The organism is Actinomadura soli (assembly GCF_005889715.1).
Classification (GTDB): Bacteria; Actinomycetota; Actinomycetes; order Streptosporangiales; family Streptosporangiaceae; genus Spirillospora; species Spirillospora soli.
Map to the genome: position 1 here is coordinate 1 of NZ_VCKW01000152.1, position 21,812 is coordinate 21,812.

Here is a 21,812-nt window from a genome sequence, read left to right on the forward strand (position 1 = left end):
GCGGGGGGCCTGTTCCGCGCGCCGAACCGGTCGGGCGGCGCGGAGGGTTGCGCCTGCTCGCGCCTGGGGGACTTCTCCTCCCCGGCCCGCTCGCGCCGTCTCATCTCGCGGCGGCTCGGGCCGCGGTGGGACGAGCGCCGTCCGCGCTCGGACCAGTCCGGCTGCTCCGACCACCAGGACCCTTCGGGCCACTGCGGCTCGTCGGACCTCGGCCCCGACCGGGGCCCGGGTCTCGACGAGGGGCGCGCGGGCGTCTCCGCCCACGGTGCAGCATGCGTAGTGCTCCGGGACGCATGCCCGTTATCGCGTCGCGCCATGCCCTCTCCTGTGGAGGAGACGGAGGGCTCGGCGAACGCCGGTCGGCTCCGGGCCGTCGGGCTCGTCGCCCGGCGGCCTTCCCGCTGAGACATCGGGGACCGCGGATCAGGAGCCCGCTCGCTCCAACCGCGTTCCCCGAACGGATTCTCGACGAATCCGCTCGATCACTCCGGGAGCATACGCCCCAAGAGCCACTCAGATGCGAGTTGGTGCCAAAAAGGTGCTGAGCCTTACTCCGCGGTCGTTCTGTTCTCCAAGGCAGTACGTGCGAAGCCCGCGACATGTTCACGCGTTCACGCGACGATCCGGGCGAATCCTCGGCGACGCCCCGGTGATCAGCCCATGGCCTTCAGGAAGCGGGCGGCCAGGGGCGCGGCCACCTTCGGGCCCGAGCCGCCGGCCTCGACGAAGACCGAGAACGCGATGCCGTCGCGGTATCCGATGAACCAGGCGTGCGACCGGCCGCCGCCGATCTCGGCGGTCCCGGTCTTGCCCGCCGTCCCGCCGGGGAGCCCGGCGCCCGCGGCGGTGCCACCGGTGACGACCGCCCGCATCATCGTGCGGAGCGCGGACGCCCCCGGCACCGGGCGGGGATCCGGCGCCGCTCCCCCGCCCTCGCGGATCAGTTTCGGCGCGAGCAGCCGGGGCGAGCGCCACGAGCCGTCCGCCGCGGCCGCGGCGACCGACGCCATCAGCAGCGGGCTCGCCTGGACGCGGCCCTGCCCGATCGCCGCCTCCGCCAGCTCCGCGCCGCTCTCCGGGCCGGGGAAGCTCCCGTCCGCGGCGTCCACACCCGGTGCGAGCCGCGCGCCGAAGCCGAACCGGCGGGCGCTCGCCGCCAGCTTCTCCGCGCCGAGCCGCTCGACCGCGAGCCGCGAGAACGTGGTGTTGCAGGACGCGGCGAACGCGCCCCGCAGCGTCGTCCGGCCGAGCGCGTGGTCCTCGTCGTTGCGGATCGTGCGCTGCGCGGTGTCCTGCGGCCCTTCTCCGCGCCGAAAAGCTTCACGCGCTGCGGCGGCCCGCCATCGTCGCGCAGCTCGATCGCCCACACGGTCTGGTCTTCCTCCTCGTCCAGCCGGCTGGTGATCGCGGCGACGTAGGGGGCGAGCGGGCCGCCGTCCGGGAGCGCCCGGCCGTCTCGCGCGACCAGCGTCGCGGCCGGGACGGTCACCTGCCGCATGGCCCACTCACCCCCGCCCTTCAACCCGGGGTACAGCGTCGCGGGCGTCCACCGGACGCGCCAGCGCCCGTCCACCCGGGCGAGCCGCAGTTCCGACGCGAACGTCCAGGCCCCGTGCGCGGCCAGCGACCGGGTGACGGTGAACGCGGCGCGCGCGGCGTCCGGCCCGGACCGCACGACGGGCCGGGGCTCCAGCGCGATCGTGTTGACCGCGAGCCCGCGCGTCAGCGCCTGGTGCTGCGCGGCGAAGTCGGCGGGCGGGGCGGCGACCAGCTCGCCCATCCCGTCCAGGTCGCCCTTGCTCCAGGCCGCGAAGTAGCGGGACGCGACCCGTTCGGGCGTGTCGCCCTTCCCATCGCGCCGCAGCGCCCAGCCCGCCGCGACGCCCGCCACCAGTACCGCCGCCACAACCGCGGCCAGCACTAACACGCCACGAGATCGCACCGTCCCCTCCTCGGCCCACCGCCCACCCGGAAATTGATCATCCCAGCGTCCGATTACTCCGTCATGCAGTGGAACGCCCCATTAATGGCCGAATCTGGAAGGCGGCTTAGCGACGAGTGATCCGCCCCTTAAGCGGCCGTTAACGGCGACGCCGGCGACCGCGGGCGGCTCTACCTTCGAGAACGTCAGGGACCGCGGACGCACAGCGGCGGCAGGAGGTGCCCCGGATGACGCGATCACCGCGACAGGGATCATTCCGGGGCGCGCACCCCCTCCCGCGCGTCCGCGGCCCGGCACCGTCGCGGGGCCGGGCCCCACGGTGCCGGACGCCGGGGCCGTGCCCCGCGCTCCCGTCCACGCGGACCCGATCCGGCCTCACGGCCAGGCCCGCGGCGCGCCCGTCTCCAGGATCTCCTCCGCGAGCGCGCCCGGACCGTCCCACACCGGATCAAAACCACCCCACCTCGGCAGGGGCGTCCGCGCGGAACCGGTCTCCGGAGCCGGAGCACGGCCCCTAGCGGGTCCAGGGGAGGCGGAGGGACTCCAGGTCGGGATCGTCCAGGACGGCCTCGATGAGCGCGGCGGGGCCGACGACCTTCGTGCCCCACAGGTCCCAGTCGCAGTAGACGACCCAGGAGCGGTCCTCGGCCCACAGGTCGGACGGGCAGCTCGCCATGGCCGGGTGGTCGTACAGGCCGGCCGCGTCGCCCAGCCGCCCGGCGAGGACGGTCTCGTCGTCCCAGTCGGCGGTGACGAGCGGGCAGTAGTAGGCCAGGCAGCGGGTGCCCGCGCCGGACGGGCTGTGCCGCAGCAGCACCCCGATCAGCCGGTACCAGCTCTCCCGGTCGAGGCAGCCCTCCGCGGGCGGCTGGATGGCCGCCGACCAGCTTCCGGCGGGATGGGCCTGGCGCAGGCAGCGGCTTCCCGGCAGTTCCCCGTCCGGGACGGCCGGCTCGCCGAACCCGCGGGCGAGCTCCCGCCAGCGCAGCCGCCGCCAGCCCGCGCCCGGGTGGCCGCTGCGGCCGAGCCCGGTGCCGGTGACGATGGCCCCTTCGAGCAGGTCGCCGACATCGCCGGGCGTCTCAGCGGCCGGGTCGGCCGGTTCGGTGAGGCCCGCCGCCGTCACCGACTGGTGGACATCGTCGTGGGTGGTGGTGACCAGCCCCTCCTCCCAGGAGTACATCGCGTGCAGGACCCAGGCGGCGTCGGGACGGCGCGGCGGCTCGAACCCCGAGTAGCAGTGGTCGGGATCCAGCTCGTGCAGCCACCGGGCGGCCTCCCCGGGAACGCGGGCCCATGCGTCCTCGATGTCCATGCACGCATCCTGTCATCTCAGGACGTCAGCAGGCTTCCCAAGCGGGCCGCCTGGATCTCCCAGCGCCATTCCCGTTCGATCCAGGCCCGCCCGCGCTCGCCCATGCGGCGGGCCCCGTCCGGGTCGGCGAGCAGGGTCGCGAGGGCTTCCGCGACGCGGGCGACGGAGCGGCCCGGCACGACCATGCCGGTCTCGCCGTCCAGGACGGCGTCGGGCGCGCCGCCGGAGTCGCCCGCCACGACGGGCAGGCCGGTGGCCGACGCCTCCAGGTAGACGATCCCGAGACCCTCCACGTCCAGGCCGCGGCGGCGGGTGCGGCACGGCATCGCGAACACGTCGCCCGCGTCGTAGTGGGCGGGCAGTTCCTCCCACGGGACGCTGCCGGTGAACACGACCGAACCGTCCACGCCGCGGGAGACGGCCAGGCGTCGCAGGTCGGCTCGGTAGGGGCCGCCGCCGACGAGCAGCAGCGCCGCGCCCGGCACCGTCCGCAGGACGGTCGGCCACGCGTGGATCAGGGCGTCCTGCCCCTTGCGCGGCACCAGGCGCGAGACGCACACCGCCACGGGACGGCCCGTCAGGCCGTGCCGTGCCCGGATCTCGTCGCCGCCTGCTCCCGGGTGGAACACCTTCTCGTCGACGCCGGGGGCGAGATGGGCCATCCGCGCCACGGCTTCCGGAGACAGGGCGCGCGCCATGCGGGAACGCGTGTACTCGCCGAGGTAGGTCAGGGCGTCCACGCCGTCCCCGATGCGGCGGAGCAGGGCCCGCGCCACCGGCAGCGACGCCCAGCCAGCCTCGTGCCCGTGCGTGATCCCGACGAGGCGGCCGGCGCCGCGCCGCCGCAACGCCGGGGCCAGGAGGCCGAGCGGCGCCGCCGCACCGAACACGACCGAGTCGCAGCCCTCCGCGCGCAGAACGTCCTCCGCCCGGCGCAGCACCCCCGGCTCCGGCAGCATCAGCGAACCGGGATGCCGGACGACCGGGAACGGCTGCTCCGCGTCGAACCCGGCGGCGCCCTTCCAGGACGGCGCGTACACGACCACCGAGCCGGGCGGGCGCCGCACCGCGAGGCCGTGCAGGAACGTCTGGATGCCGCCCGGACGGGGCGGGAAGTCGTTGGTGACGAACAGGGTCCTCATCGTCGGCCCAGCATATGAAGGGGCCCGGCACCGGATGCCGGTGCCGGGCCCTTTCGGAGAATCCGGGTCAGCGCTTGACCTGCTCGGAGTCCGAGCCGCTCTCGATCGCCTCGTGCTCGCCGTGCCCGTGCTCCTCGACGGGGACGTCGTCGAACGTCCACGCGCGGTTGAGCCGCGAGCGCAGGTGCCCGATCGGGCCCTTGGCGCCGGGCGCGGGGATGCCCCTGGCGTCCCGCGCGGGCGCCTCCGGCCTGGCGTTCTCCTTGGACAGCAGGACGATCTTCTCCTCCTCGCGCGGCGCCTCGTGCCGCTCGGAGAACCTGCCGTCCGGCGACATCATGATGACGCCGCTCTCCACGCCGTGGCCGATGACGTCGGCGTCCTTGCGCTGCAGGCCGAGGCAGATCCGCTTGGTGACGATGAACGCCAGGATCGGCCCGAGGATGACCGTCACGCGGAAGAACCAGGTCGTGGCGAACAGCGACACGTGGAACCGCTCGGCGAGGACGTCGTTCGCGCCGGCGAGCCACAGCAGCCCGTAGAACGTCACCGCCGCCATGCCGGTCGCGGTGCGGACGGGGGCGTTGCGCGGACGCGTGTTGACGTGGTGCTGCCGTTTGTCGCCCGTCACCCACGCCTCGATGAACGGCCACGCCATCGCGCCGCCGAAGATGATGCCGAGCGGCACCGCCGCCGGGATCAGCACGTTGAAGCTGACCGTGTGGCCCCAGGCGGAGATCTCCCAGTTCGGCATGATCCGCAGCGCCCCTTCGAGGGGCCCCATATACCAGTCCGGCTGGGACCCGGACGAGATCGCGCCCGGATCGTAGGGCCCGAACAGCCAGATCGGGTTGATCTGCGCGAACGCCCCGAGCAGCGCCACGACGCCGAACACGAACAGGAAGTAGGCGCCCGTCTTGGCCATGAACACCGGGTAGAACGGGTAGCCGTACACCTTCTTCTCGGTCTGGTTCTTGACCGGCATCGCGGTGTGCTTCTGATGCCACATGATCATCATGTGCGCGGTGACCAGGCCGAGGATCAGGCCCGGGATCAGCAGGATGTGCAGCATGTAGAGCCGCGGGATGATGTCCTGCCCGGGGAACTCCCCGCCGAACAGGAACATGTAGCCGTAGGCGCCGACGAGCGGGATCGACTCCAGGACGCCCTGGGTGATCCGCAGGCCGGTGCCGGACAGCAGGTCGTCCGGCAGCGAGTACCCGAACAGGCCCTCCAGCATGCCGAGCATGAACATGTTGATGCCGATGATCCAGTTCAGCTCGCGCGGCTTGCGGTACGCGCCGGTGAAGAACACCCGGAGCATGTGCGCCAGGATCGACGCCATGAACAGGATCGCGGCCCAGTGGTGGATCTGCCGCATCAGCAGGCCGCCGCGCACGTCGAAGCTGATCCTCAGCGTCGAGGCGTAGGCCTCCGACATCTTCACGCCCTGCAGCTTCGTGTACGAGCCGTCGTACACGACCTCCTTCATGCTCGGGTTGAACCAGAGCGTCAGGAACGTCCCGGTCAGCAGCAGGATGACGAAGGAGTACAGGGCGATCTCGCCCAGCATGAACGACCAGTGGTCCGGGAAGACCTTCTTGACGTTGCGCCGGAAGAAGGTCGTGGAGCCGAGCCGCTCGTCGATGAAGCCGAGCGTGCCCTCGATCGCCTTCGGTGCGGTCGTGTCGCTCATCCGCGCTCCCAGAAGCTCGGTCCGACCGGCTCGTGATAGTCGCTGGTCGCGATGATGTACCCGTCCTCCACCGACAGCGGAAGCTGCGGCAGCGGCCGCGCCGCCGGGCCGAAGATCACCTTCGCGGCGTCGGTGGCGTCGAACGTGGACTGGTGGCACGGGCACAGGATGTGGTGCGTCGTCTGCTCGTACAGCGCCGCCGGGCAGCCGACGTGCGTGCACACCTTGGAGTACGCCACGATCCCGTTGATGTGCCAGTTCTCGCGCCCCTTGGCGGGCTTGAACCGGTCCTCGGGAACGTTGATGAGGATCGTGACCGCCTTGGCGTTCTGGGTGAGCACCTCGTCCTCGGGGACGTGCTCCTCGACGCCCTCCGGCAGGACGGTGATCATGCTGCCGGGGCTGGCGAAGTCGCTGACCCGCAGCGGGCGGTGGGTGCCGTCCACGACCAGCCGGACGCCCTTCTTGCCCTCGCTCTTGGCCCGCTTGACGGCCTCGCCCCAGTAGGTGTGGCGGAGCCGCTTCTCCGGCAGCGGGCCGAGGTCGCGCAGGAGCACCAGCGGCGCCAGGCCGAGCGGCGCGGCGGCCAGCAGGAGCGTGCGGCGCAGCAGCGGCCGCTTGGTGATGCCGCTGTCCTCGGCGCCCTCCATGAAGTCCTGGGCGAACGCGGCCCTGGTGTCCTCGTCGGCGGCCAGCTCGTGCCGCTCCTGGACGATCGGCTTGCTGGTCATCAGCCGGCGCACCCAGATGGTCACGCCGGCGGCCATCGCGAGGAACGACAGCGCCATCGTCCCGCCGAGCCAGAAGTTGGACTCGCGGGCGCGCACCACGCCGTGCATGCCGCCGTCGCGGCCGCTCCAGCCGATGAAGTAGGCGATGAACGCCACGCTGGCCGCGAACGCGACCATGAAGAGCGTCGCGACGATCCGCTCGGCCCGCTTCATCGACGCCTCGTCGAGCTGCTCGCCCACGCCGGCGGGCGCCGAGATGTCGTCCTCGGCGAGCAGCGCCTTCTCCCTCGCCGGGGACGGCGTGCCGAGGACGCGCTCGCGCCGGGCGCCGCCCTCGCGCGGCTCGCCGCCCTCGCGCGGGCCCTCGGGGCCCGCGGTCTCCTTGTTGTCGTCGCTCATGACTTCTTCAGCTTCTTCGGCTTCTTCGCGGTGATCCACATGGCGGCCAGCACCAGCAGGCCGATGCCGATCAGCCAGCCGGCCAGGCCTTCGCTCACCGGGCCGATGCGGCCGAGGCCGTTGCCGCCCGGGTTCGGCTCCTCACGCGTCTGCACCAGGTAGGCGATGATCGCCTGCTTCTCCTTCGGCGTGAGCGTGGTGTCGTTGAAGACCGGCATCGCCTGCGGGCCGGTCAGCATCGCCTCGTACATCTGGGTGGGCGTGACATCGTCGCCCGACAGCGGCGGCGCGTACTTGCCGCCGGTCAGCGCGCCGCCCTGGCCGGTGAAGTTGTGGCACTGGGCGCAGTTGGTGCGGAACAGCTTGCCGCCGAGCGCGACGTCGCCGCCCTCCGGGTCGACCGCCGACGCCGGCGGGACCTCGGGGCCGAGGCCCAGCGACTGGACGTAGGCCCGCAGATCGCGCAGGTTCTTCTCGGCCTGCGCCTTCTGCTTCTCGGCGTGCTCGCGCTCCTTCGGGTCCTCGTAGTCGGTCTTGATCGAGGTGTCGAACGCGGGGATCGGCTCCTTGCGCGGCACCTGCGCGCCGGGGTTCATCGCGGGCATCCGGCCCGTGCTGACCTGGAAGTCGACGGACGCGGCGCCCACGCCGATGAGGCTGGGCGCGAGCGGCTTGCCCTTGGCGTCCTTGGTGCCCTCGGCGTTCAGGCCGTGACAGCTCGCGCAGTTCTTGTTGAACAGCTCCTGGCCGTTCTTCAGGTCCTGAGCGGCCTGGGCGCTGCTCTTCGCCTCGGCGCGCTCGGTCTGCGGTGAGAATCCGGCGTAGACGACGCCGATCGCCGCCAGGGCCGCCAGCACGACGGCGTAGCCCGCCCACGGGCGCCGTCGCCATGCGGTGATCCTTTTCACGGAAATCCCCGTTCGGGTCATGTCTTCTGGTGGGTCAGGTGTTCGTCGGGGCGGCGGTCACATGTCGAGCAGGTAGACGGCCGCGAACAGGCCGATCCACACCACGTCGACGAAGTGCCAGTAATAGGACACGACGATCGCGCTCGTCGCCTGCTCGTGCGTCCATCGCTTCGCGGCGTAGGTGCGCCCGAGGATGAAGAGGAAGGCGATGAGGCCGCCGGTGACGTGCAGGCCGTGGAAGCCGGTCGCCAGGTAGAAGATCGAGCCGTAGGCCGAGGACGAGAAGGTCAGCCCGTCGTGGGTGACGAGGTTGTAGTACTCGTATCCCTGGCCGGCGATGAAGTAGGCGCCCATGAGGAACGACAGGACGTACCACTCGCGCAGGCCCCAGCTCCTGAAGTTCAGCAGGCTCCCGTCACGCCCGACCTTGCCCGCCTCGGCCTTGAACACGCCCATCTGGCAGGTCACCGAGGACAGCACCAGGACGGTCGTGTTGACCGACGACAGCGGCAGGTCCAGCGGGGCGCCCGGCCACGCGTCTTCCCCGGACTGGCCGATCGTCACGGAGCGGATCGTGAAGAACATCGCGAACAGCGCCGCGAAGAACATCAGCTCGGACGACAGCCAGACGATCGTCCCCACGCTGACGAGATTTGGACGATTCGCCCGTGCGTGAGGTGTTGTCTCAATGGCGGATGCTGTCACGGGCAGCATTATTGCGCCCCTGTCCCGTGAGTGACGCATGACCCCCCTTCTAGGGTTCCCGAGCGTGTCCCCGCCTCCCCCGACCGGGTAACCTTCACGTCCATGAGCACCGCCCCTGAGGGCCCGATGAAGGTCCTCGTCTACAGCGACGACGCGAACACCCGCGCCCAGATCCGGATGGCGATCGGGCGCCGCCCCGCCGCCGATCTCCCGAAGGTCGAGTTCGTCGAGATCGCGACCCAGCCCGCCGTCGTGGCGCGGCTCGACCAGGGCGACGTCGACGTCCTGGTGGTGGACGGCGAGGCGCAGCCCGCGGGCGGCCTCGGCGTGTGCCGGCAGGCCAAGGACGAGGTGTACGACTGCCCGCCCGTCCTCGCGATCATCGGCCGCCGCGACGACGGCTGGCTCGCGACCTGGTCCCGCGCCGACGCGGTGGTGAGCCTGCCGCTCGACCCGATGGCCGTCGCGAACGCCCTCGCCGGGCTGATGCGCAAGCGCCTCGGCGAGCGCCTCCCCGCCCTGTAGACCGTCCCCCAAGGCCCTGAGACCTGAGACCCGGTAGGCGACATGGACGCGCGCACCACCTGGCCCGCACTGCTCAACGCCCTGCTCTCGGGCGACTCGCTGACCAGCGAGGAGACCTCCTGGGCCATGAACAGCATCATGGCCGGGGACGCCACCGACGTGCAGATCGCGGGCTTCGCGGTCGCGCTGCGCGCCAAGGGCGAGACGGTCGAGGAGGTCACGGGCCTCGCCGAGGGCATGATGGACAACGCCAAGCCCATCCACGTGCCGGGCCCCATCGCCGACCTCGTCGGGACGGGCGGCGACCGCGCGCACACCGTCAACGTGTCCACGATGGCCGCCGTGGTCGCGGCCGCGGCGGGCGTCCGGGTGGTCAAGCACGGCAACCGGGCCGCGTCGTCGTCCTGCGGCGCCGCCGACCTGCTGGAGCACCTCGGCGTCGCCATCGATCTGCCGCCCGAGGCCACCGCCCGGATCGCCGAGGAGATCGGCATCACCTTCTGCTTCGCGCCGCTGTACCACCCCGCGCTGAGGCACGCGGCGCGGACGCGGAGCGAACTCGGCACCCCGACCGTGTTCAACTTCCTCGGGCCGCTGACGAACCCGGCGCGTCCTGGTGCGCAGGCGGTCGGCGTGTTCCATCCGCGGATGGCGGGCATCGTCGCGGGCGTGTTCGCCGCCCGGGGCTGCTCGTCGCTGGTGTTCCGCGGCGACGACGGCCTGGACGAGCTGACGACGACCGGCACCTCGACGGTGTGGGTCGTCCGCGACGGGACGGCGACGCAGACCACGTTCGACCCGTCCGACCTGGGCATCCCGCCCGCCAAGCCGGAGGACCTGCGCGGCGCCGACGCCGCGTTCAACGGGCGGGTGGCGCGCGAGACGTTCGCCGGGCGGCAGGGCCCGGTCCGCGACATGGTGCTGCTGAACGCCGCCGCGCTCATCACCGCCTACGAGGGCGCGCCCGCCCCCGCGGCCCTGACCGGGGCGCTCCGCGGCGGCTACGAGCGCGCGGCCGCGGCCGTCGACTCCGGCGACGCGAACACCCTCCTCGACCGCTGGATCGAGATCTCCAAGGGGCTCCGGCAGTCGGTGGACTAGTCGGCGTCGGGGAGGCCGAGGGCGAACGCCTGCTCCAGGTCGTGCTGGGAGTAGGTGCGGAACGCGATGTGGGTCTCGGTGCCGAGGATGCCGGGGACCTTGTTGATGCGGCCCGGGATGATGTCGTTCAGCTCCTCGTTGCGGCGCACCCGGACCATCGCCATGAGGTCGTGGTCCCCGGTGATGGAGTAGACCTCGCTGACGCCGTCGAGGGCCGCGATCGTCTCGGCCACCTCGTGGATGCGCGCGACGTCGGCCTTGACGAACACGATCGCAGTGACCACTTCACCCTCCCCTGAGTGCGGACGGTCCGACCCTATCGGGACGCCTCCGGACGGTCAGCCGCGGCTCAGGGCGGCGAGGCGGCGGGCGGGGCCCGCGCGGCGGGCCAGGACCGCGAACGCCACCCCGGCGACGAAGCCGTAGATGTGCGCGGCGTAGGCCACGTTGCTCTTGTCGTCGCCCAGCGACAGCCACTGCAGGACGAACCAGTACCCGAGCACCACCCACACCGGCAGCCGCATCACGATGACCGGCGGCACCCAGCTGACGACCCGGCCCCGCGGGTTGAGGATCACGTAGGCGCCCATCACCCCGGCGATGGCGCCGGACGCCCCGACGAGCGGGACGGTGGAGTCGGGTGACGTCCAGGCGTACCCGTAGACGGCCACGAGCCCGAAGAACAGGTAGCTGAACAGGTAGCGCCACCGGCCGAGCCTGTCCTCGACGCCCATGCCGACGACGAACAGCGCGACGAGGTTGCTCAGCAGGTGCAGCGCGCCGGAGTGCAGGAACATCGAGGTGAACGCGGACGTCCAGGGGGCCTTGCCGAAGGACGAGGGACCGCATTCGTCGACGACGTCCGGCGGCAGCGGCTTCTGGTCGCCGGTGGTCAGCTCCCTGGGGACGGCGCCGTACTCGTAGGTGAAGTGCGCCGTCCGGCACTCGCGGACGTGGCCCTCGCCGTACCAGGTGGCGAAGTTCGACATCGGGGTGATCAGGAACACCACCACGTTGGCCGCGACGAGCAGGTACGTCACCCACGGGACGCGACGCGCCGGCTGGCTGTCATAGAGGGGCAGGGCCACCCCGTCACCTTAGTGGCGGCCGCGCCTGGGACGGGACGCCTCCGACGCCCCCTCGTAGGACCTGTCATAGGCCCGGTCGATCCATTCGCGCAGGCCCTCGGCACCGTGGGCGGGGCACGTCCAGGCGCCGGCGACCTCGACGAGGCGGACGCCGGGCAGGTCGAGCCAGCGCAGGACGCACTCCATCTCCTCAGCCGTGGCGCCCGCGGAGGGCGGGGCGCCGAGCGCGACGCCGCCGGGCGCCTCCCCGGAGGGCGGGAACACCGTCTCGGCGGTGGCGATGAGCGCGTCGACGTAGGGGCGCGGGGCGGCGCGGGGCGGAACGTTCCCGGCGGCGGCGAGCCGTCCGTAGCGCACCACCGCCAGCTCCCAGCCGCCGTCGAACGCGGGACGGGCCGCGACCAGCTCGGGAAGCCGCGCGAGCGCGGCGAGGCGCTGCCCGCGCGCGGCGGCGCGGACGAACGCGGCGATCCGGTCGCGCTGCGCGCCCGCCTCCTCGTAGCGCAGCTCGGACGCGAGCCGGTCGATGCGGACCTGCGCGGCGGCGACCACGGGACGCACGTCGCCCTCCATGACAGAGCGGGCCGTCCCGACGTGGACGGCGTAGGCGTCGGCGGACTCGCGGCCGTCGCAGGGCGCGCCGCAGCGCCCGATCTCGGCGAGCGCGCACGCGCGGGCTTTGCCGCGTTCGATGATGCGGAGCGTCAGCCGCTGGGTGCACTGGCGCAGCGGGACGGCCTCGTGCAGCGCCGCACGTGCCTCCTCGGCCTGCCGGCGGGACGAGATCGGCCCGAGGTAGCGGGCCCCGTCGGCGCGGCACTCGCGGACGATCGACAGCCGCGGGAACGGCTCCACGGTCAGCTTCAGCCAGATCGCCCGCTCGGGGAACTTGGAGCGGCGGTTGTAGCGCGGCTTGTGCTCGGCGATGAGCCGCAGCTCGCGGACCTCGGCCTCCAGCCCGGTGGCGCACACGATCGTCCGGACGTTCTCGGCGATGCCGACCATCTCCCGGACGCGCCAGCGCGTCTCCGAGCCGGTGAAGTAGCTGCGCACGCGGGACCGCAGGTCGCCGCTCTTGCCGACGTAGAGGACCTCGCCCGAGCCGTCCTCGAACAGGTAGACGCCGGGCTCGCTCGGGACGTCGTCGGCGAGGTGGCGCTTGCGGCGCTGCTCCGGGGTCGGGGCCTTGGCGAAGCTCCGCATCTCCTCCAGCGAGGTGACGCCGAACGACCCGAGCCGCTCGATCAGGCCGTGCAGGACCTCGACGGTGGCGCGGGCGTCGGCGAGGGCGCGGTGCGTCGGCTCGTTGGCCGTGCGGAAGAACCGGGACAGGGTGCTGAGCTTGCAGTTGGGCACCTCGTCCTTGGACAGGACGCGCCGCGCGAGGTCGACGGTGTCGACGACGGGGAACGCGGGCCAGGCGTAGCCGTTCTCGGCGCACGCGGCCTTGAGGAAGCCGATGTCGAACGAGGCGTTGTGCGCGACGAGGACGCAGCCGCGCGCGAACTCCAGGAACGCGGGCAGCACCGCCTCGATCTTCGGCGCGGCCGTCACCATCGCGGTGGTGATGCCGGTCAGGGCGGTGATGAACGGCGGGACGGGCCCGCCGGGGTCGACGAGCGTGCCGAGCTCGCCGAGCTCCTCTCCCCCGCGCACCTTCACCGCGCCGATCTCGGTGATGGCGGAGTCGGCGACCGAGCCGCCCGTGGTCTCCAGGTCGACCACCACGAAGGTGACCCCTGACAGTGGCGTGCCGAGGTCGTCCAGAGTTCCCTGGACGCCGGCGGTCTGGACACCGTGCGCAGCCGTCATGTGCGCGACCGTAGAGGACCCCACCGACAGAAGCCGGGGCCGCTAGGGTTGAGGGGCGCCGGTGCGTCCCGCCGGTCGGGGACGGCGGGGACGGCCCGGGGAGGCCGGCGCGATCCGTCCGATCACACGTTCGCCCTGGTTAGGTGCGGACTGCTCGGGAAGACACAGCCCACCGGCGGCGCGGTCCGGAAGGAGCGGGATCATCGACAGCGGCCCCGAAGCGGCTCCCGGCGGCGAGGAACCCGCGGACAAGGCCCGCCCCGGCGGTGGCGGCTGCGCCGAGGCGCACCGGGAGCGGCTGCGCAGGCCGCTGCCGGAGGCCGTGCGGCAGGCGGTCGTGGAGGTCGCCGCCGAGGTGATCGGGGCGCTGCCGCTGGACGACGTCCCCGCGCCGCTGCGCCGGTTCGCCCGGTTCGAGCGCCGCAAGCGCGCCAAGCTCGCCGGGCAGCACATCGCCGCGGCCCTGGAGAAGGACCCCGGCTTCCGGCGGCGCGTCGCCGAGCCGCTGCGCGACGGGCAGGCCGACCTCGTGGCGGCGGTCGAGGACCGCGACGTCCCGCCCGCCGCCGACCCGGTCCGGGTCGCGGTGCTCGCCTACCTGCTGCGCCCCGAGGGCTGGACCGAGCTGGTCGAGTCCGCCCGCGAGGAGCTGGAACGCTCCGCCACCGCCTCGGAGGAGGAGGCGGCCGAGCGGCGCGTCGCCGCGCTGAAGGCGGAGCTGGCCGCCGCCCGCACCGCCCGCGCCGCGGAGGTGGACCGGCTGCGCGCCGAGCTGCGCGAGACCAAGGCCGAGGTCGCGGACCTGCGCCGCAAGCTGCACGAGGCGCGCACCCGGTTCCGGGCCGCGGAGGAGCGCGCCGCCGCGGCCGCGGCCGAGGCCGAGCGGTCGCTCGCCGAGGCGCGCGAGTCGACCGCCGCGTCCGAGAAGGAGCTGCGCAAGCTGCGCGCCCGCGCCGCCCAGGCCGAGGCCGCGGCGGAGGCCGCCAAGCGGGCCGCGCGCGAGGGCCGCAACGTGGAGGACGTCCGGCTGCGGATGCTGCTCGACACGCTCGTGGACGCGGCGCAGGGCGTCCGCCGGGAGCTGGCGCTGCCGTCCACGATCGAGCGTCCCGCGGACGCGGTGGGCGCGCTGGAGCCCGACCGGCAGGCGCACCGCGCGCTCCCGGGCCGGGCGCTGTCCGACAGCGACCCGCAGCTGCTCGACCGGCTGCTGACGCTGCCGCGCGTGCACCTCGTCGTGGACGGCTACAACGTGACCAAGACCGGGTACGGGGAGCTGCCGCTGTCCGACCAGCGCACCCGGCTGCTGTCGGGGCTCGGCGGGCTCGCCGCGCAGACCCGCGCCGAGGTGACGTGCGTGTTCGACGGCGCGGAGCTGGACGCGCCGGTCGCCATCGCGGCGCCGCGCGGCGTCCGGGTGCTGTTCAGCCGCCCGGGGCAGACCGCGGACGAGCTGATCGGCGAGCTGGTGCGGGCGGAGCCGCAGGGACGCGCGGTCGTCGTGGTGTCGTCGGACCGCGAGGTGGCCGACTCGGCGCGGCGCGCGAACGCCCGGCCGTGCCCGTCGACGCTGCTGCTGCGCCGCCTCGGCCGATCGTAGGGCGGTCAGGCCATAAGGCGGCCATAAGGCCCTAATAAGGGAAGTTTCGCACTCAGTAAGTCGGAAGTCACAGAAGGTGGACGTTGTCCAAGGATGTCGATCAAAGAGTGACGTATCGGTTGTGACGGTTGTTGACCCTCGCTAATGTCGTCCGCTGACGTCGTGGACGAGAGGGGCGAAACCGACCGTGGCCAATGAACTCATCGGGGCACCGGAACAGCGGCGTGACCGTAGAGGCGGCTCGGCGAACAGCGGCATCTCCCGTCGCCTGGCGGTTCTCACCTGCCTGACCGTGACCGCAACCTTCGCATCTCCCCTGGTGGTACCCGCCAGTGCCGAGCCCAGGCCGACCAGGGCGCAGGCGCAGAAGAAGCTGACGCAGCTCAACGAGGAGATGGACAAGAAGGTCGAGCAGTACAACCAGCTCAACGAGAAGCTCAAGATCGCCAAGAAGAAGCTCGACGCGGCGACGAAGTCGAGCAGGCAGGAGGAGGCGACCTTCGAGGAGCAGCGCTCCAAGGTCGCCCAGATGGCGGCGGACGCCTACAAGAACGGCGAGTCGACGGACGTCACCGGCTTCGTCGGCAGCAACGACCCGCAGGCCGTCCTCGACCAGGCCGCGGTCTTCACGCACCTGTCGCAGGAGCGCAGCTCCCAGCTCACCCAGTTCCTCGCCACCGCGCAGCGGCTGCGCCGCGAGCAGGCCGTGGCCAAGGCCGCCTACGACGAGGTGAAGACCAAGTCCGACGAGCTGAAGAAGCAGAAGAAGGAGCTGGACGCGAAGGTCAAGAAGCAGGAGGCGCTGGTCAGGCGGCTCGGCGGCGGGACGTCCTCCGGCGGCGGCACCGGCGGCACCGGCGGCACCTACAACGGCCCCGCGAGCGGCCCGGCGCGCGCGGCGCTCAGCTTCGCCTACGCGCAGCTCGGCAAGCCGTACCAGTACGGCGCGACGGGCCCGGGCTCCTACGACTGCTCCGGCCTGACCATGAAGGCGTGGGCGGCGGCGGGCGTCAACGTCACCCGCACGACCAACTCCCAGTACGCCGCCACCAAGCGGGTGGCCAAGAGCGACCTGCAGCCCGGCGACCTGGTGTTCTTCAACGGCCTTGGCCACATGGGCATGTTCGTGGGCGGCGGCAAGATGATCCACGCGCCCAGCACGGGCAAGAACGTCCAGATCGTGAGCATCACGTCGGGCTACTACCTGAACGGCTACTACGGCGCCGGACGTCCCTGACGTCGCGTCTCCGACAACGGACCAGGCTTGACCTGGTCCGTTGTTGATTTTGTGGGGGTTTGCCTTCTCTTGGGGCTTTGGTACCTTGTACCACTCACGGCGCCGTCCAGTCGCCGTGGCCCCGCGGCGCTCACCAGGCGCCACGGCCCACGCGGCAGGTTCACCGGCCGCGTGACGGCGGCGCGAGCCACGCGCCGTCTCCCCCCGGCGGCGCGCTCCACGCGTCGCTCCGCGGCACCGGGACGGTGCCGCGACGGTCTCCACGCAGACCTCGCCCGACCCCGCCCATCGTGCGCACGCCCGCAGCGTGCATGGCGCTGAGAGCGCTGCCACGGCGGTCCCGAGGGTCAGGCCGCGAGACGGTCCCCGGTGACGGGCCGCCGTCCGCACACAACATCACGCGCCGCTCTTTCGCACGCGGGAGACAGGTCCCGCGCCGGGCCCCATCACGCCCCCAGGATCGCAGCGGCAGCGCCGAGTCCGCCGACGCGCGGAACCGGGGACCCATAACCGCCGGAGTCCAGGGACCGTCCCTGGACGGCAGTGTCCGGCGCCCGGGGTGAATCGGTGCGCCTCTCCCGGAAGAACCGGTGAGAGCCCACCGTAGGGCCACTTCCTCGCCCGAACCCGTCAGCTAACCCGGTAGGCGTCTGGAAGAGCGAAGGAGAGAACCCGCAGCGTTACCTGGGCGTGGTCGCCCGAGTGCGGCCACGCCCGCTTTTCACCTGCGCTCCGCGCCGGCATCCCGCTCGCCGGAGTATCCCCATCCGACCGGCGCGCCCGCCCCCGGGCCGCCACCGCCGAGTCCGCCGACCGCCCCGCGCAAGCGCGGCGGGTCGCGGAGCCGGGGACCCACCGTGTGTCCTCTCGGGGTGAATCGGCCTGCCCGCGCGCGGGCCGTAGGGCGGCTTCCACGCCCGAACCCGTCAGCTAACCCGGTAGGCGGCATGGAAGTCGAGGAGATCCCCCCGTGCCAGGCATCCACCACAAGAAGACCCCGGGCAGGCACCGCAAGCCGAGCACCCGGACCATCACATGGCGGGCGACCGGCGGCGTCGTCGTCGGCGCCGCCGTCCTCGGCACCGCCGCGGCCACCGCGCAGGCGTCGGTCCTGCCGTTCGGGCCACCGCCCGCCGCCAACGCGTTCTCCGAACTGACGACCGCCGGGAAGGACGCGGGCGTGGCCGCGTCCAAGGACCGCGAGAAGGACGGGCTCAAGCCCAAGAGCGGCAACGCCGCCAAGGGCGGGGGCGGCGCCACGAAGCAGGGCGGCGCGCCGGCGAAGCCGTCCGGGAAGTCGCGGCCCACCGCCGCGGAGGCCATCAAGCTCGCCAGGTCGCAGGTCGGGATCGAGGAGGAGGACGGCGGCGGGACCAAGTTCCAGAAGTGGTACATGGGCACCTCCCGCGCCAGGCAGACGCTCGCGCGCGACGGCGGCTCCCTACGCGGCTACGGCGACGCGAACTGGTGCGACATGTTCATCTCCTGGATCGGCGAGCGGATCGGCTTCACCGACCAGATCGGCAGCGACGCCTGGACCGTGGCCCACGCCCGGTGGTTCCAGGCCAACGGCCGCTGGGGCACCGAGCCCAGGCCGGGCGCGATCGTCTTCTACGCCTGGGACGGCGGCAAGGCCAGCGGCGACATCCGGCACGTCGGCATGGTGATCAAGAAGGTGGACGCCGGCACGATCGAGGCCGTCGAGGGCAACACCGGCAACGCGGTCCGGGTCAAGGAGCGCTCGACCAGCGACATCGTCGGCTACGGATACCCCGGCTACAAGGCGTGACGTCCGTTTCGCCGCCCCCGCACGCTGCATAGGATCACGCGCATGGACGACGGCTCCGGCGAGAGCGACGCGCCTGGCCGCCTGGTCACGCGGCGCAAGATCCTCGGATTCGGCGCCTGCGGGGCCGGGGTGCTGTGCGGGGCGGCGGTGGGGTTCTTCGCCGATCCCTTGGGCGGCGACGGGACGCCCCAGAGCCGCCGGACCAGGGCGGTCGGCCGGTACAACGCCGGTGACGCCGCGATCGTCCTCGGCAACCGCGCGCAGGCCGTGCGGACCGGCGACCGGACGGCCTTCCTCGCGACGGTCGGCTCCGCGCCCGCCGCGTTCCAGGACGCCCAGTCCCGCCTCTACGGCAATCTCCGCAAGCTCCCCCTCACAGGGTGGCGCGAGCAGGTTGTCTCCACCCAGGCGGTGGACAAGGAGAACGGCGTCACGATCGTCCGCGTCAGGGTGCGCTACAAGCTGCGCGGCTTCGACCGCGGCGACGTGGCCCGCACCCAATACCTGGCCTTGGCCCAGCGCTCCGGCGGTTGGACGATCGTCGGTGACGGCTCGTCCTACGACTTCCACGACGACGCCGAGATATGGGACGGCGGCCCCCTATCGGTGGTCAAAGGCCGGGCCAGCCTCGTCATCGGGGACGCAGCGGGCCTCGGCGAGATCGCCGAACGCCTCGACGCGGCCGTGCCGGTCGTCGACGACGTCGTCGGCACGGGATGGGCGCGGCGGGCCGTCGCGCTCGTGCCCGCCGACGCGGCGCTCGCGTCCACGCTCGCCGGTCCCGGCGCCGGGCCGGGCCTCGGCGAGATCGCCGCGGTCGCGACCGCCGTCCCGTCCGCGGGCATGGACCCGGGCGGCGACCGCGTCGTCATCTCCCCCGGCGTCTTCGGCCGCCTCAACGAGATCGGGCGCGACGTCGTCCTCGCCCACGAACTGACGCACGTCGCCACCGGCGCCGCCCTCGACCGCACCACGCCGGAGTGGCTCGTCGAGGGCTTCGCCGACTACGTCGGCTACCGCGGGTCGAAGATCGGCGTTCGGGCGGCCGCGGGCGAGCTGCGCCGCGAGGTGGCGGCGGGACGGGTCCCGTCCGCGCTGCCCGCCGCGGCCGCGTTCGAGGGCGGCTCCCCGCGCCTCTCCCAGTCCTACCAGGAGGCCTGGCTCGCCTGCCGCATGATCGCCGGCCGGTACGGTGAGGCGACGCTCGTGCGGCTCTACCGGACCGCCGGGCGCGTCCCGGAGGCGACCGCGCTGCGCGACGTGCTGCGCCTCACCCCGGACGGCTTCACCGCCCAATGGCGCGACTACGTGAAGAAGGAGCTCACTTGAGCGAACGCAGCGAATCGGGGGGTGCGGAGGGCCGGACGCCGCGGATCGCCGCCGCCGTCGCCGCCGCGACGCTCTTCGCCGCCGTCGCGGCCGTGCTCGCCCTGACGACGCCCTGGAACCCGCTGCCCGGAAGCGTCCCCGGCGGACGCGTGGAGCCCGATCCGGCGCTCGACTTCTCCCCGGCCGAGATCGCCCGGTCCAGGGCGTTCGACTCGGCCGTCAACCCGCCCGCCTACGCGGGCCTCGCCGCCGGCCTGGTCCTGGTGTTCGCGCTGGGCTTCACGCCCCTCGGCGCGCGGTTCATCGCCTGGGCCACCGCCCGCACCCGCCACCGCTTCCTCCGGATCATCGTCGCGACCGTGGCGCTGACGACGCTGCTGCGCGTGGCCGGGCTGCCGTTCGACATCTGGAGCGAGTCGGTGCTGCGCCGGTACGGGCTGTCGACGCAGACCTGGCCCGCGTGGCTCGTGGACCAGTTCAAGTCCCTCGCCGTCACCTGGGTGATCTGCACGATCGCCCTGCTGCTCCTGTACGCGGTCGTGCGCCGCTTCCCGCGCTACTGGTGGACGGGCGCCGCCGCGGGCGGATTCCTCCTCGTCGTCCTGGTGTCGTTCATCTACCCGATCGCCGTCGAGCCGGTGTTCAACAAGTTCCACTCCCTTCAGCAGGGGCCGCTGCGCACCGACCTGCTCGCGATGGCCGAGCGGGACGGCGTGCCCGTCGAGGACGTGCTCGTCGCGGACGCGTCCCGCCGGACGACGTCGCTGAACGCCTACGTGTCCGGGTTCGGGTCCACGCGCCGCATCGTCCTGTACGACACGCTGCTGAAGTCGCCGCCCGCCCGGGTCGAGTCGATCGTCGCGCACGAGCTGGGCCACGCCAAGCGCGACGACGTCCTGTACGGGACGCTGGTGGGCGCGCTCACCATCGCCGGGTCGATGTGCCTGCTGTACCTCCTGATGACCTCTCCGCGCCTCCTGCGCCGCGCGGGCGTCCCCTCCACCGGCCCGCGGGAGGACCGGTCCGGCGGGGCGGCCGACCCGCGGTCCGTCGCGCTCGTCCTCGCGCTGGTGGCGGCCGGGACGCAGCTCGGCGCCCCGGTCCAGAACCTCGTCAGCCGGCGCATCGAGGCCCGCGCGGACGCGCACGCGCTGAACCTCACCCGCGACCCGTCGACGTTCGTGTCGATGCAGCACGAGCTGTCCGTGCGCAACATCTCCGACCTGAACCCCGACGGCATGGAGTACCTGCTCTGGATGACGCACCCGTCGGGCCCCGACCGGATCGCCATGGCCCGGACCTGGGCGCGCATGCGCCACGTCCCAGAGCCCCCACCGCTGCGCTGACCGGCGTCAGTCGCCGTCGGCGCGCGGCTTGTCCGGGCGCTGGGCGCCCTGCTGCTGCGCGGACAGCGTCGCGGCGTCCGCGCGCGGCGCCGTCGTCACCGACCGCTGCAGGGCGCTGCCCTTCACCCAGTCGTTCCACTTGAGCTGCCAGTAGCCCCAGCCGTTGTCCGGTGCGAGCTCCCGGTCCGAGCCGGTCACCGTCACCACGTCGCCGCGCTGCGCCAGGCCGTAGAACCACTTCGCGTTGGACGGGCTGATGTTGATGCAGCCGTGGCTGACGTTCGCGCTGCCCTGGCTGCCGACCGACCACGGCGCGCTGTGGACGTACTCGCCGCTCTCGGAGATGCGCACGGACTTGTACACGGTGAGGCTGTAGCCGCCGGGGCTCCCGGGGCTGACCCCCATCCAGTCGGACGTCATGACGGTGGGGTCTTCCTTGGCCATCGTCAGGTGGACGCCATTGGTGGTGGTGTACTTCTCCGTCCCGCCTCGGCCCATGCTGGTCGGGATGGTGCGGGCCTTCTTCCCGTTGACCTTCACCACCATCTTGTGGCTGTCCTCGCCCGCCGTGGAGATGTGCGAGTCGCCCACCTTGAAGTCGACGGCGTAGTTCTTGCCGCCGTACACGTCCCCGCCGGTGCGCACACCACTGAGGTGGGCCTGGAACGTCACCTTGGTGTGGGCGGGCCAGTACTGCCTGGTCCGGAAGACGACCTCCTTGTCGCTGAACCAGTGCCAGGCGCCCTCGACGGTCTTGTCGGCCCGCACGTCAAGCGCCTGCTCGACCGCCTTCCTGTCCTGCACCGCGCGGTCGAACTGCATGATGATGGGGATGCCGACGCCGACGGTCTCCTTGTCGTACGGCGCCTCGATCGTCACCTTGTTCGTCTTCGTGACCTTGGCGGTGGTGAAGCGGCTGCTGACCGTCTCGGTCCTGCCGGCCTCACCGACCGCCGTCGCGCCGACCGTGTACGTCGCGCCCGGTTCGAGCGTCCAGCGCGACCTCCACCGCGTCCGGTCGGCGTTCAACTCCCCTTCGACCTGACCGCGGCCGGACGTCACGGTCACGTTCGCGATACTGCCGCGGTACGCCTGGACGGCGATGGGGCTGTCCGGCCTGAGCTGCCCCCCGCCGCCCGCCGGCGAC

General features: G+C 72.7%; 18 protein-coding genes, 1 pseudogene and 2 riboswitches. Of the genes and pseudogenes, 7 read left to right on the forward strand and 12 right to left on the reverse strand.

From position 1 onward, the window contains the following. Positions 1–653: 653 nt before the first annotated feature. From ETD83_RS26005 to ctaE, 8 genes and pseudogenes are all read right to left on the reverse strand, one after another. A complete protein-coding gene (locus tag ETD83_RS26005) occupies positions 654–1,505 on the reverse strand; it encodes a penicillin-binding transpeptidase domain-containing protein (protein ID WP_138647829.1) in 852 nt (283 codons plus the stop codon). Positions 1,506–1,525: 20 nt separating this feature from the next. Continuing rightward, positions 1,526–1,942 (reverse strand): annotated as a pseudogene (locus ETD83_RS45480) (NTF2-like N-terminal transpeptidase domain-containing protein); the annotation flags it as partial. A gap of 514 nt (positions 1,943–2,456) precedes the next feature. Then, positions 2,457–3,257 carry a hypothetical protein gene (locus ETD83_RS26015; protein WP_138647830.1) on the reverse strand — a complete coding sequence of 267 codons (801 nt, stop codon included), beginning with the start codon at positions 3,255–3,257 and terminating at the stop codon, positions 2,457–2,459. 17 nt (positions 3,258–3,274) lie between these two features. Further along, a complete protein-coding gene (locus ETD83_RS26020) occupies positions 3,275–4,399 on the reverse strand; it encodes a glycosyltransferase family 4 protein (protein WP_138647831.1) in 1,125 nt (374 codons plus the stop codon). Positions 4,400–4,466: 67 nt separating this feature from the next. Continuing rightward, positions 4,467–6,095 carry a cytochrome bc1 complex cytochrome b subunit gene (gene qcrB, locus ETD83_RS26025; protein ID WP_138647832.1) on the reverse strand — a complete coding sequence of 543 codons (1,629 nt, stop codon included), beginning with the start codon at positions 6,093–6,095 and terminating at the stop codon, positions 4,467–4,469. Next, the gene (qcrA, locus tag ETD83_RS26030; protein ID WP_138647833.1) at positions 6,092–7,225 is read right to left on the reverse strand and encodes a cytochrome bc1 complex Rieske iron-sulfur subunit; all 1,134 of its coding nucleotides are present in this window, start codon (positions 7,223–7,225) and stop codon (positions 6,092–6,094) included. The genes qcrB and qcrA overlap by 4 nt, the downstream gene beginning before the upstream one ends. After that, complete coding sequence (gene qcrC, locus ETD83_RS26035) at positions 7,222–8,133, reverse strand: cytochrome bc1 complex diheme cytochrome c subunit (RefSeq protein ID WP_138647834.1); 912 nt, start codon at positions 8,131–8,133, stop codon at positions 7,222–7,224. Before qcrC ends, qcrA begins: the two co-directional genes overlap by 4 nt. 57 nt (positions 8,134–8,190) lie before the next feature. After that, positions 8,191–8,877 carry an aa3-type cytochrome oxidase subunit III gene (gene ctaE, locus ETD83_RS26040; RefSeq protein ID WP_456236756.1) on the reverse strand — a complete coding sequence of 229 codons (687 nt, stop codon included), beginning with the start codon at positions 8,875–8,877 and terminating at the stop codon, positions 8,191–8,193. Positions 8,878–8,940: 63 nt separating this feature from the next. On the opposite strand from ctaE, the gene ETD83_RS26045 reads away from it, so the two are divergent. Both ETD83_RS26045 and trpD read left to right on the forward strand, forming a co-directional pair. Further along, positions 8,941–9,363: a type 2 periplasmic-binding domain-containing protein gene (locus ETD83_RS26045; protein ID WP_138647835.1), complete on the forward strand. Its 423-nt coding sequence runs from the start codon at positions 8,941–8,943 to the stop codon at positions 9,361–9,363. Positions 9,364–9,405: 42 nt separating this feature from the next. After that, complete coding sequence (gene trpD / locus ETD83_RS26050) at positions 9,406–10,464, forward strand: anthranilate phosphoribosyltransferase (protein ID WP_138647836.1); 1,059 nt, start codon at positions 9,406–9,408, stop codon at positions 10,462–10,464. Here the strand turns inward: trpD and ETD83_RS26055 are convergent. Genes ETD83_RS26055 through ETD83_RS26065 form a run of 3 tightly spaced genes read right to left on the reverse strand, consistent with a single transcriptional unit; the run spans position 10,461 to position 13,364 of the window. Next, positions 10,461–10,748: an Lrp/AsnC family transcriptional regulator gene (locus ETD83_RS26055; RefSeq protein WP_138647837.1), complete on the reverse strand. Its 288-nt coding sequence runs from the start codon at positions 10,746–10,748 to the stop codon at positions 10,461–10,463. The genes trpD and ETD83_RS26055 overlap by 4 nt on opposite strands. A gap of 54 nt (positions 10,749–10,802) precedes the next feature. Continuing rightward, on the reverse strand, positions 10,803–11,552 hold the full coding sequence (locus tag ETD83_RS26060) for a rhomboid family intramembrane serine protease (protein ID WP_138647838.1): 750 nt from the start codon (positions 11,550–11,552) through the stop codon (positions 10,803–10,805). Positions 11,553–11,561: 9 nt separating this feature from the next. Then, positions 11,562–13,364 (reverse strand): DEDD exonuclease domain-containing protein, encoded by a 1,803-nt coding sequence (locus tag ETD83_RS26065; RefSeq protein WP_138647839.1) that lies wholly within the window; start codon positions 13,362–13,364, stop codon positions 11,562–11,564. Between the two features lie 61 nt (positions 13,365–13,425). On the opposite strand from ETD83_RS26065, the gene ETD83_RS26070 reads away from it, so the two are divergent. From ETD83_RS26070 to ETD83_RS26090, 5 genes are all read left to right on the forward strand, one after another. After that, a complete protein-coding gene (locus ETD83_RS26070; protein ID WP_230421186.1) occupies positions 13,426–14,964 on the forward strand; it encodes an NYN domain-containing protein in 1,539 nt (512 codons plus the stop codon). 319 nt (positions 14,965–15,283) lie between these two features. After that, positions 15,284–16,201 carry a C40 family peptidase gene (locus ETD83_RS26075; protein WP_230421187.1) on the forward strand — a complete coding sequence of 306 codons (918 nt, stop codon included), beginning with the start codon at positions 15,284–15,286 and terminating at the stop codon, positions 16,199–16,201. Between the two features lie 462 nt (positions 16,202–16,663). Next, a riboswitch (cyclic di-AMP (ydaO/yuaA leader) is annotated at positions 16,664–16,865 on the forward strand. Between the two features lie 179 nt (positions 16,866–17,044). Beyond that, a riboswitch (cyclic di-AMP (ydaO/yuaA leader) is annotated at positions 17,045–17,141 on the forward strand. A 30-nt stretch (positions 17,142–17,171) separates the two neighbouring features. After that, the gene (locus ETD83_RS26080; RefSeq protein ID WP_138647840.1) at positions 17,172–17,990 is read left to right on the forward strand and encodes a CHAP domain-containing protein; all 819 of its coding nucleotides are present in this window, start codon (positions 17,172–17,174) and stop codon (positions 17,988–17,990) included. A 42-nt stretch (positions 17,991–18,032) separates the two neighbouring features. Next, positions 18,033–19,319 carry a gluzincin family metallopeptidase gene (locus ETD83_RS26085; protein WP_138647841.1) on the forward strand — a complete coding sequence of 429 codons (1,287 nt, stop codon included), beginning with the start codon at positions 18,033–18,035 and terminating at the stop codon, positions 19,317–19,319. Continuing rightward, a complete protein-coding gene (locus ETD83_RS26090; RefSeq protein ID WP_230421188.1) occupies positions 19,316–20,665 on the forward strand; it encodes a M48 family metallopeptidase in 1,350 nt (449 codons plus the stop codon). The genes ETD83_RS26085 and ETD83_RS26090 overlap by 4 nt, the downstream gene beginning before the upstream one ends. A gap of 6 nt (positions 20,666–20,671) precedes the next feature. On the opposite strand, the gene ETD83_RS26095 is transcribed toward ETD83_RS26090, so the two are convergent. Then, positions 20,672–21,812 (reverse strand): L,D-transpeptidase (locus ETD83_RS26095; protein WP_138647843.1); only part of this gene is annotated, 1,141 nt, incomplete at its 5' end.